We start from the raw sequence: 11,532 nt of genomic DNA, 5'->3' as shown, positions 1-11,532 counted from the left end.
CATCGCGCACCATCCTGATCGACCGCATTGAGTTTGACGCAGCGATACTGGCTCTCGATGATGCGTGGCGTGACGAGTGGGCAGCGGAGCAGAAAAGACAAGCAAAAGAGAAATAGTCATATCATTGTCTGCCTGTATCCATGTGTTAGGATGTTTCCGATTGTAATCATAGGAAGCATAAAATGAAGAAACTAATGATGGTAATAGCTGGGATGTTTGTTATTTCTGGATGCGCGACTAAGCAGTATCCGCAAGCTCCATCCGTAACTAGCGAAGAGTCTGCTGCGTTAGATTGTGCCGCAATTAAGCAGGAAATCGCAAAAACGCACAGCATTCAGAACGAAATCGAAACTACAGGTCAGTTTGATGGGCGTACCGTATTGGGGGCTTTGGGAGATTTCGGTATCGGTAATGGTATGGCCAAAAGTGAAGCGCGTAAAAAGGCGCAGGCACGTCTTCAGCAGCTTGAATCTCTTAAAACAGTTAAGTGTTCAGATAGCAAAGTCTCAGGTTAATTCTGGCTGCCATTGTCTCTGTTCCAATAATCGCAACAATTATCATATATCGACAGTAATTGTTTATTAAAAATCTAACCTCGCTCCGGCGGGGTTTTTTATTGCCCGGAGATCGCCAAATGACAGAACAAACTTCCCGCTTGGCCATTGTTATAGATAGCTCTGGGGCAGAAAAACAGGCTGACAGCCTTGCAATTGCGCTTGATAAGATGACTCAGTCTGGTGATAAAGCCGTAACCAGCATGTTCAAAGTGACAAAAGCGACTGACGAGGAAAAGGATGCGCTCAATAAATTGCGAGCAGTCATTGATCCGGTTGGTGCTGCAATTGATACGGTTGGCCGCCGCTTTAGTGAGCTGAAAAAATACTTCGACAAGGGGCTAATTGACGAGGAAGAGTTTCGCACTCTCTCCAAAATGCTGAATGATACGACCGATGAGTTAAGCGGCGTTGCACAAGCTCAACGAGAAGCAGAAAAGGGCAGCAAACTGGCTGCCGTGCAGCAGGAGGCCCAGACACAGGCATTCCAGAGGATGCTGGATAAAATTGATCCCGTATCCAGCGGCCTGAGAGGATTAAAAGAACAGCAGAAAGAGATTTATCTTGCTGCTCAACGAGGTGATTTAAGCCTCGAACAATATGATGCCTACAGTCAAAAAATTGCTGATGCTCGCAAGGAGCTAACTGGAGAAGCCCAAGCCCAGCGCGACACAGAAAAAGCTGCGGCTGATGCAATTAAGCAACAAGAGGCTCAAGCCCAGGCATTTCAGAGGATGATTGACCGCATTGACCCCCTGTCAGCGGCTCTGAAAAATTTGGATCAACAGCAAGCGGAACTATCCTCTGCACTATCGTCAGGGAAAATAAATACCGCCCAATTCGACACCTACAGCAAAAAACTGCAGGAGACTCGCCGGGAGATTACTGGAGCTGCTCAGGCAGAACGCGAGGCAGCCAAGGCTCACGACGAGCAGGTTGCCGCATTGCGTCGCCTTGAGGCCCAAATAGATCCCGTAGGTGAAGCATTCCGTCGCCTGAACGAGCAGCAGCGCCAGCTGGATACAGCTAAAACATCCGGGATGCTGTCGCCCCTGGCTTACGATCGCCTCAACAGTAAACTTGCAGAATCCCGAGATGCTCTGGAGAAAACCCAGGCGCAATTGGGTAAAACAAGCCAATCTGCAGCTCAGACTGCCAACGCTATGCGCATGATCCCTGCTCAGATGACCGATATCGTTGTCGGTCTTTCTACCGGGCAGTCACCGTTTATGGTTCTTATGCAGCAGGGCGGTCAGCTCAAAGATATGTTTGGCGGCATTGGGCCAGCGATTAAGGGCGTTGGCACATATGTCATGGGTCTTGTTAATCCCTATAGCGTAGCAGCTGCTTCAGTTGGGTTGCTAACTTATGCCGTCTATCAGAACCGACAGGAAATTGATGCTGCGACAAAAATAGCCACAACGTCTCTTGGCGCTAACGGAGATGCTGCAGAACGGCTGGCGCTTAATATGGTTGCCATATCTGACAAGACTGGTCAGGCGATTGATGAAGTCAGTAGTATGTTTATAACGACTAATGACGGTGCGAGCGAAGCAATAAATAAGCTTATCGACGTTGGTTTTAGTTATGACGAGGCAAGGACAAAGGTAGCCCAATACAAGGACTCTGCTAATTTCACCGCCTTGAATGCTGATATTGATAAGCATCGACGGGAGATCCTGAAAATAGGTGATTCGTGGACAGCTGCAGCTATTGAGGTCAAAAATTATTACACAGCAGCGGATAAGGGGAGGCAAAACGTAGCGCTTGGTGGCGCAATTGACCCTACGATGAGGTTTATCGGCCAGGCATTAGATCTGCAAACCACGATGAACACACTTACCATTGAAGGTAATAAGGCGGTAAAAAATTCCGTTGACTGGATTAATAAGGAGTATCTGGCGGCAGACAGGGTTGCCGGTGCAGAAGCTCGGTTAAAGGAGGCAAGAGCACAGTCCAGAAAAATTGCTTTCTCAGGAAATAAAGAAGCAATCGATCAGGCCAATGCGCTAATTGCTGTAAGGGAAAAGGAACTTGAGCAGGCCAAAAAAGCTGGGCAGCCCAAGACCCACAAAGAAAAAGCCTATACAGAGGACGCAGCAACCCGGCTTCTTGATCAGATAAACCAGCAGACTGCTGCCATGCAGTCCCAGCTGGATGCCAGTGACAAGCTTAACAGCGCGACACAGGCGCGAATCAAGTTCGAGCAACAGATTGCTGACCTCAAGTCTAAAACGCAGCTCACCGCTGACCAGAAGTCGATCCTTTCCCGTTCAGATGAAATCCTCCAGGCATATAAGCAGCAGGAGGCACTGCAAAATTCCGTAAAAACCCTGGACGATTACCGGAAAATGCAGGAACAGGTAAAGACGAAGGATGAGCGGACCAACGATCTGCTTAAAACTCGTCTTGAACTGCTGGAGAAAGCGAAAGCAACCGGGCAACTAAAACCCGGTGAATATGAAAAAACACGGGCAGATATTTATCAAAACACCGATATGCAACTGCCCTCGACGGTTCGTAATGTTGTAGGAAACCTGACACCCACAGGAGGGCGACTCTCTGGAACTTTTGAGGGGATGCAGGGGCAAATCAACGAATATGACCAGGCTCAGCAAGAGCTCCAGCGCTGGCTGGCAGCTCAGGAGGAAGCTTATGCGAAGGCCGGTGAAATAACTGCCGAGGGTGAGGCCAGAATGACCTCGATTCGTCAGCGTGCAGCGGATGCAAATCAGGTCATAGAGGCTCAGAAAAACACCATCATATCTGCGGCCACGCAGTCCTTGTTTGATAGCACCGCTGAAATCATGCGAACGGGGTTTGGTGAGCAATCGGCAATCTACAAGGTCGCTTTTGCTGCGAGCAAGGCATTCGCTATCGCGGACTCAATGGTGAAAATCCAGCAGGCTTTAGCAAGCGGTGCAGTTAGCGCGCCTTATCCGGCCAACATCATCGCTATGGCCTCAATCGCTGCGCAGACTGCCAGTATCGTCTCAAATATCCAGGCTGTTTCAGGTGTTGGCTTCGCCTCCGGCGGTTACACAGGCCCCGGTGGTAAGTATCAGCCAGCGGGTATTGTTCACAAAGGAGAGTACGTCTTCGACCAGGCATCAACGAACCGGATCGGCGTGTCTCAGCTTGAGGCACTTCGAAATGGCCAACCGCTTGATGCAACTCTGGGGCGTACAGGGTTTGGTACTGGTGTTCAGAACGTTAACAGCGATAACCGTAGGCAAACAACTGTACACGCGCCGATTAATCAGGAGTTTCATCTCCAGGGTATTACTCCGGAGCAGTTGAGCGCTACACTCAATCAGAATAATCGACAGCTTTCCAGGCAGTTAAAAGGTGAACTCACAAAGGAGGTTACCATGCCACAAGGAGCTTTTGGCAACGCTCTAAAAGGAAACTATACACGACACGGTCCTAGGTAAGCTAAACTGCATTAGCTGAGACTTGATTAGGTAGGTAAGTCTAACAATCTGAGTAGGTGCAAGAAAACACAAGGATCTTATTAATGGAAGCGTTGTTAACATTTACATTTAAAGACTTTATAGCTTTTATGATTCCTCTTTTTATTGGCGGACTTATCTTCAATAGGAGACGTAAACGTAAGGAGGTCCGAGTGAAGTTTTCATTTCTTTGGCTTGTTTTGATAGTCGGTGGAATTCTTGAAATATGCGATGATATCTACACAACTTATTCCTATAGGCATAATCACTTATATAATAATGATACGCTTACAACCGTGTTTAACTATGATTTTGCAAAAATTGTTTTTTGTGGGGTTTTGATTTTTGTTTCTATTGCGCTTCTTCTTCAGGAGTTGCTTTTAAATAAGCAGTCACATTGACGTATATTGCCTGTCGGCACATTGCCCTTTTTTATTTTGATATGTGGCTGTGCCGAAACAATGTAAGCTCAAATTAAAGTCAATAAATTAGTGTATTGATAATGCTGCGTTTTTGATTTCTTTTAGCTCTTGAGATGAGTTGATAAATATATCGCCTTGTGTGTTTGTGTCGATTTAATAAGATTTTTATCTTCGTTAATCTGAACCAAAAAATAAGAGTTATCTTCGATTCCATCGTGCTTTATTCTGAAATGAATACCCTCCTGAGGTTAATGGTGAAATTTTATTCGAGATACTTTACCGGGAGACTGCATGACTGATATCTACTACCCACATGACAGCCTCCCTATGCCATTACAGGAAGGATACGGATTTCAGCCTGTAAGCCCGTTAAAACGAACCCAGTTAACCACCGGTCGCGCGAGACAAAGGCGAGCTTTTACGTCCACGCCGACGCAGGCCAGCATCACCTGGTTTATGGAAACCGATGCGCAGGGCCTGGCGTTTGAGTCCTGGTTCCGTGATGCGTTATCTGACGGGGCAGCGTGGTTCATGATGAAGCTGCAGACGCCGGCGGGCATTAAGTTTTACAAATGCCGCTTCACAGATATTTATCAGGGACCGGTGCTGGTGGCCCCGATTTACTGGAAGTACACGGCAACGCTTGAATTATGGGAGCGCCCCCTTGCTCCTGCCCCATGGGGTAATTACCCGGAATGGATCGTCGGCAGCTCACTGCTGGATATTGCGCTGAATAAGGAGTGGCCGAAGCATGACGCAGATTAAACGCCTCTACGCCAGCAGCGGGCCGGAGGTGATCATTGAAACGCTGGAGATCACCATTGGTTCTGACGTCCATTATCTGTGCCAGGGTTACGAGAACATCACGGCAACGACGGAGAACGGCGATACCGTAACGTTTTCAGCCTGTGCGATAGACATTGCGCTGCCGGCGCGCAATGCGGACGGCACGCAGGACCTCAAATTTGCCCTGTGCAATATCGATGGTGTTGTGTCCACGGCGATCCGCTATGCCCTGGCTAACAGATTGCCTGCATGGCTGACGTACCGGAGTTATATCTCTACGGATTTAGCAGCGCCTGCGGCAGTGCCGTATACGCTGAAAATAAAGTCGGGCTCCTGGACGGCGACAGAGGTTCAGATCACTGCGGGTTACATGAACATCCTCGATACCGCCTGGCCGCGTTACCGCTACACGCTCCCTGTATTCCCCGGACTGCGTTATATCAGCTAAGGAATCCCAATGTTCAACCCTGATAAATACCGTTCTGTTAAATGGCAGAAGGGCGGCAGAGCCTACCCGCTACTTGACTGCTTCGGCATTGTGAACGAGATACGCCGCGATCTGAATTTACCCGTCTGGCCGGATTTTGCAGGTGTGACCAAAGACGGAGGGGGCCTCGACCGGGAGGCGAGAAAGCTGATGCTTTCGCTGAAACGTTGTGACCCCTGTGAAGGTGCCGGGGTGGCCTGTTATTCCGGGTCGACTGTCACCCACGTAGGGATCGTGGTCAGTATCGATGGTCTGTTGCATGTGGCGGAATGCAACCCGGGTACGAACGTCACCTTTCTGCCGTTGCCGCGGTTTAAGCGGCGATTTGTCAAAGTGGAGTTCTGGCAATGACCATTCGTTTTTACCCGTCCCGGCTTCCCGGTGAACCACTCGAAACGCATGAGCATGGTGTAACCAGTATTCGCAGCTGGCTGGTGGCAAATGTTGAAGGCTACGAGGATCGGGATGTCCCACCGCTTACCGTTGAGGTTGAGGGGCTGTTAATTCCTCCAGGTGAGTGGGCCACCTGCGTGATTCGCCCTGATAGTGATGTCAGGCTTTATCCGGTTCCATTCGGGCTGGAGGCCGCCACAATCGCGTGGATCGGTATCGGTATCTCCGTTGCCGCTGCAGCCTATTCGCTTGTTTTGATGAGCACCATTGATACGGGCGGCTATACCTCATCCACAGGGCGCAGTCTCGACCTGAACCCGGCGCGGGCCAACACCGCAAAACTCGGTGATGCCATTCGTGAGGTGTTTGGCCGGGTGCGTATCTACCCAGATTATGTGGTGCAGCCGGTTACCCGGTTCGATGCCGCCGATCCTACGAAAATGCGCGTCCAGATGCTGCTATGCCTCGGAGTCGGTGAACTGATTTATACCAATGGCGATATCCGGGTTGGCAGTACGCCAGCTTCAACGCTGCCGGGTTTCAACATCACCTATTTTCCGCCAGGCGCGGACGTTTCCGGCGATGAGCGCAGCGAAAACTGGGTCAACTCCACCGAAGTGGGCGGGACGTCATCCGGCACCGGGCTGGACATGGCCCAGACGTCGCCGGACGCAGACGACATTATCGCAGACAGCATGACCGTATCCGGTTCGAGCGTAACGTTTACGGGGCTGGATACGGATGATGATGATGATGACGAGAACGATAACGCACTGCCGCCCAGTTGGGTCGCTGGCGCCGTGGTCGAACTGAAAGCCCCGGCGAACTACCAGATCACCACGGCGGCTGGATACAGCGTTATCGCAAGCCCGCTGCTGACGGAGATCGCGCCGGTGGTTGGAATGCCGGTGACGCTGGGGTTTAACTCAGTCGATTACGATCTGTTTATCGCGTCATATACCCCCGGTCAGGCTGCAGTGCCCGGCACCGGGGGGAGTGCGGCAAAAGTCCAGGCCAGTGCGGCCCCGACCACCTACGATTTTTCGACCAGCTCCAGCACGTTCACGATCACCTGGCAGGGGGTTACCTACCCGGTGTCGCTGGTGGCTAACTATGTCTCGATGTCGGGACTGCTGGCGGCCATCACCGAGGGACTCACTGGCTCCGGCCTGGTTGCACAGGACAACGGCGGCACCGTACTGATAACCGAGTCGGCCAGTCCGTTCGCGGGTGGGGCGATCACGTCCTCTTCGCTGCCTGCAGCTGTTTTCGGTGATGCTCCGGTTTACACCTCCGGCACGGCATCAACCGGCGGCAGCCCGGCGGTAACGGCGAATGTGACGCTTGCCTATAACAGCGCCACGGGAACAGCCTTTTCCGGCATGCCGGAGGGGGTGCAATGGCTTTCACTTGCTCACCGCGGGAATGAGTACCGCATTGTCTCGACCGACGGCACAACGGCGACGGTGGCGCGCCTGGTTAATGGTGCCGTTGATGAGTCATGGCCGGGATTCACCGCCCGGACGATGATCGACTATGAGGCCACTGGTCTTAACGACACGTTGAGCTGGCTGGGGCCGTTCCTGGTTTGCCCTGAAAATGAGACCGTCGATATGTTCGAGGTGAATTTCTCCTTCCCGAACGGCATCTGTGGCTTTGACAGCAAGGGGAAAAAGCGGCTTCGGCATGTTGAGTGGGAGATTCAGTATCGCGTCTACGGTTCCGGATCGGGGTGGGTGAGTCACCAGGGAGAGTATGCGCTTAAAAACGTCAACGGGCTGGGATTCACTGAGCGGATCACCCTCAGCTCACCAGGGCTGGTAGAGGTTCGCTGTCGCCGGCGCAATGAGCAGGGCTCAAACAACGCCAGGGATTCGATGTACTGGCAGGCACTGCGCGGGCGACTGCTGACGCGCCCTTCATCCTATCCCGGCGTGTCGCTGATGGCGGTGACCGTTGAGACGGGGGGCAAATTGGCGGCTCAGTCGGACCGCCGCGTAAACGTGGTGGCCACGCGGGCCTATGACTCAGGAACGGCCAGAACCATTTCGGGAGCGCTGCTGCATGTCGGGAACTCGCTGGGGCTGGAGATGGATGTCGACACTATCAACGCGCTGGAGTCCGCGTACTGGACGCCACGCGGCGAGTATTTCGACTTTGCTACCGGCGACAGTATCTCTGCGCTGGAAATGCTGCAGAAGATAGCCAATACCGGGAAGTCACGTTTTCTGCTGAGTGATGGCCTGGCGACGGTCAACCGTGAGGGGATTAAGCCCTGGACTGGCGTGATCACTCCGCATGAGATGGTGGAGGAGCTGCAGAGCGGATTTACCGTACCGTCTGACGATGATTTTGATGGCGTCGACGTGACATACATCAACGGGACTACCTGGGCAGAGGAGACCGTTAAATGCCGGACGCCAGACAATCCTACGCCGGTGAAAATCGAGGCCTACAAACTCGATGGGGTACTGAATGAGGATCACGCCTACCAAATCGGGATGCGCCGCCTGATGAAATACCTGCAGCAGCGGGTGACGTTCCAGACCACTACCGAGCTGGACGCGCTGTGCTACAACACGGGCGATCGCATTGTGCTGACGGATGATATTCCGGGTAACAACACGATTTCCTGTCTGGTGGAGGCGATGACAACGGCGGGTGGCGTGACAACGTTCACCGTCACGGAGCCGCTGGACTGGTCTTTCGAAAATCCCCGCACGCTGATCCGCTATCAGGATGGCTCTGCATCCGGGCTGATGGTGGCAAGCAGGGTGGGTGATTTTCAGCTGTCAGTCCCGCACCTGAGTGAGTTTGATGATCCGATGAAGGTTGACCTGTCGTCGGCAACCATTGAGCCGATCCGCCTGGTGTTCTGCGGCTCAACGCGCCATGTCTACGACGCCATTGTAGAGGAGATCGCCCCGCAGTCTGACGGAACCTGTCAGGTCACCGCTAAAGAATACCTCGAATCGTTCTACCAGTACGACGACGCCTCATACCCCGGCGACGCTGCTTAATATCAAAAAAATCCCTTTCAACTTTTCTTTCGCTCAAACCCTCGTTTGGGCGAATACCGTTTTGGAGCAAAAAACATGGCCTTTGATCCGCCACTTGGGAGCACGTCGCCCGCGGTGCTGCTCGATAACGCCACTCGCCTGGATAATTTGCTGAATAGCCTGGCACTGGTTTTCCCTGACCGCTCCGGGGCTGATCTGGATACCTGGCGAGGTATCATGTCGCGGATTTCGACTACGCTGGACGATATCCGGCGCAACCTGGTTCCGTTGAGCCGTCAGTATATGACCCTCCCGGAAGCGCAGGCGGATATCGCGAACATTCAGGTTGGCTCTGCAACGTTCGTTCGTAGCACAGCCGACGATGCTCTCGCAGATGAATACATCAATATCAGCGGCACACTCACCGCGACCGGCAGGCGTATGCCCTCCGATATAGTGGTCAGTAAATTGCCCCCCCTGGTTGCGCTGTCTGAAACCACGACGTTCAGGACGATGACAGAATTAAATGATGAATACGATTCTGTTGTGGTGGACAGCGAATACAACATTCTGGTCGCGCTGAAAAACGGCTTATTTGATTTCTGTGGCCTGTCAGTTAACGGGAAGAGTATTAATCCTGCTGGTATCCTGGGAACGATGGATAAAACAAACCTCGAAGTGCTCAGCGGCACAACGGAATTCAGCTCCGCATCGGGTGAGTATGAGCTGAACCCCGCGAGATATGTCATCCTGGACGAAGATAAAAGCATTCAGTTTGATCTGGATGAATACATACAGCGATCCATCGGATGGCAACAGGCTTATCTGTTTTCTTTACAACCGCCAAAAGTTAACCCCTACGCACCATTCACGCAGATCGACGCCAGCGGGAAATCACAGGTTCGCGTTTATGATACTGAGAATAAGAAAGAAATCGCCGTAACGACAGGGAGCAGCAACGAAACGAATCCCCGGCCGGATATTCTGGACCGGATCGTATGGACGTCAGACAGAGCCGACAATGCCCCCGGCGGGTTGTTTTATGCCGAGGGCCCAGGCTTTAAAGAATATCCCTATATCGCCAGGCCAAAACTGGTTGGATGGGGTCACAGCTTCATGGAGAACGGCCGCTTTCTTTCACGGCTCGCCCAGCTGACAGGCCTTTATACCTACAACTTTGGCAAGTCTGGACTGACATCTGAAGGTATCGCCAGCCGCCAGGGAGCTGCCCGAACGTTTTACACTCCTGCTGGCGGTGTCATCCCCGCCTCTGGTGCAGTGACGTTAAGCCCCGCTAAACCCGGCCCAAATCGCATTTTTGGTAATGCTGCCGCCACCAGTATTGCCTGCTCCTTTGCGGGTATTGACGGGATGTTTGGCTGGGACGGGACGAATGCGACGTTTACCAGGACTGCTGCTGGCGCTGTGGTGACAGTCAGTGTGCCCACTCCGGTGATCGTTTATCCGATAACAGGGTTTTCAGTAACAAACGGTGCGCCGAGCGGAACCAGGTACGATCAGCATGATGAGTGTATTAATATTTTCTGGCTGGGTCGAAATAACATTTCTGAGATTGATTTGATAATCAGTAACGCGCTGGCGATGGTGTCATGGCTTAAATCGGTGGGAAAACGATTTGTGATATTGCCTGATTTTCCTGGTGGGACTGAGCCAACGGGTTCAACCAATAATAATTACGTCCGCATTTTAAATAACTTATATAAACAGAATTTTCCAGATAATTATTGCCAGATTAATGGTGTCGATCTGCTGCAAAACTTCATGAATCATTATGATCCGACGTCACCAGGAGATGTCGAAGATATCAATAATGGCGTAACCCCGAGATCGTTACGTTACGACAATTTGCACCCCAGCCAGAGTATATCGGGTTCAGTCACACCAGAGTATGCGCTGTATGCCGGAGCAGATGTTAATGCCGAGTTCGTTTACAACTTTATGAAATTAAAAGGGTGGGTATTGTAATGAGCGGAAGAATTGAAGTGTTAAAGGGAGTGGTTAACGATACCGGGAAGAAATTTTATCGCGATAAAAGCATTAACAAAGGTACCCGTAGCGTATTTGATATGGCCGTCGACGCAATGGGAGGAGGTAAAGATTTAGCTGCTGGAGCGATAATCCACGATCTAGCCTATAACGATCACACCGGGGTGTTTTCCCTGGCTAAAACCTACAGCGCAGCAAATAAAGGCATGGTGTTCGCTGGCGTAAAAAACGACGGGTTTGATCTGGATGCCGCCAGCTGCATGAAAGTCAGCGATACGCACTGGCTGTTTGTGGCGTGGGTAAAAGTAACAAAAGCCGGGTCCCTGTCCACGTTCAACAACCAGCTCCTGCATTTTTCCACGACCGAAACAAACGGCTATGCGAATGCGCTTTTATCAGTTGTGCCGACGACCGATGCAACCGGACAACCGA

9 protein-coding genes are annotated in these 11,532 nt (G+C 51.7%); all 9 read left to right on the top strand.

All coding sequences use genetic code 11. The features are described from left to right. The first annotated feature begins 182 nt into the window (after positions 1 to 182). Complete coding sequence (locus tag NKJ21_RS27160) at positions 183 to 515, top strand: lipoprotein (protein ID WP_032712205.1); 333 nt, start codon at positions 183 to 185, stop codon at positions 513 to 515. Positions 516 to 634: 119 nt separating this feature from the next. Beyond that, positions 635 to 3,988 (top strand): phage tail length tape measure family protein, encoded by a 3,354-nt coding sequence (locus NKJ21_RS27155; protein WP_254733379.1) that lies wholly within the window; start codon positions 635 to 637, stop codon positions 3,986 to 3,988. Between the two features lie 83 nt (positions 3,989 to 4,071). Continuing rightward, on the top strand, positions 4,072 to 4,407 hold the full coding sequence (locus NKJ21_RS27150; protein WP_015958316.1) for a hypothetical protein: 336 nt from the start codon (positions 4,072 to 4,074) through the stop codon (positions 4,405 to 4,407). A 312-nt stretch (positions 4,408 to 4,719) separates the two neighbouring features. Continuing rightward, complete coding sequence (locus tag NKJ21_RS27145) at positions 4,720 to 5,193, top strand: hypothetical protein (RefSeq protein WP_023159427.1); 474 nt, start codon at positions 4,720 to 4,722, stop codon at positions 5,191 to 5,193. Further along, entirely contained in the window at positions 5,180 to 5,662 is a 483-nt protein-coding gene (locus tag NKJ21_RS27140; protein WP_102001211.1) for a DUF1833 family protein, read from the top strand. The genes NKJ21_RS27145 and NKJ21_RS27140 overlap by 14 nt, the downstream gene beginning before the upstream one ends. A gap of 9 nt (positions 5,663 to 5,671) precedes the next feature. After that, a complete protein-coding gene (locus NKJ21_RS27135; RefSeq protein ID WP_064175435.1) occupies positions 5,672 to 6,052 on the top strand; it encodes a hypothetical protein in 381 nt (126 codons plus the stop codon). Then, positions 6,049 to 9,114 carry a host specificity factor TipJ family phage tail protein gene (locus NKJ21_RS27130; protein ID WP_254733377.1) on the top strand — a complete coding sequence of 1,022 codons (3,066 nt, stop codon included), beginning with the start codon at positions 6,049 to 6,051 and terminating at the stop codon, positions 9,112 to 9,114. Before NKJ21_RS27135 ends, NKJ21_RS27130 begins: the two co-directional genes overlap by 4 nt. Positions 9,115 to 9,189: 75 nt before the next feature. Then, positions 9,190 to 11,079, top strand: a complete 1,890-nt coding sequence (locus NKJ21_RS27125) for a hypothetical protein (protein ID WP_254733375.1) — start codon at positions 9,190 to 9,192, stop codon at positions 11,077 to 11,079. Next, on the top strand, positions 11,079 to 11,532 hold a 454-nt coding region (locus NKJ21_RS27120), incomplete at its 3' end, for a hypothetical protein (protein WP_254733373.1). The genes NKJ21_RS27125 and NKJ21_RS27120, both read left to right, overlap by 1 nt.

Source organism: Klebsiella sp. SWET4, assembly GCF_024296565.1.
Classification (GTDB): domain Bacteria; phylum Pseudomonadota; class Gammaproteobacteria; order Enterobacterales; family Enterobacteriaceae; genus Klebsiella; species Klebsiella variicola.
This window is presented reverse-complemented; position numbering and strand designations above follow the sequence as displayed.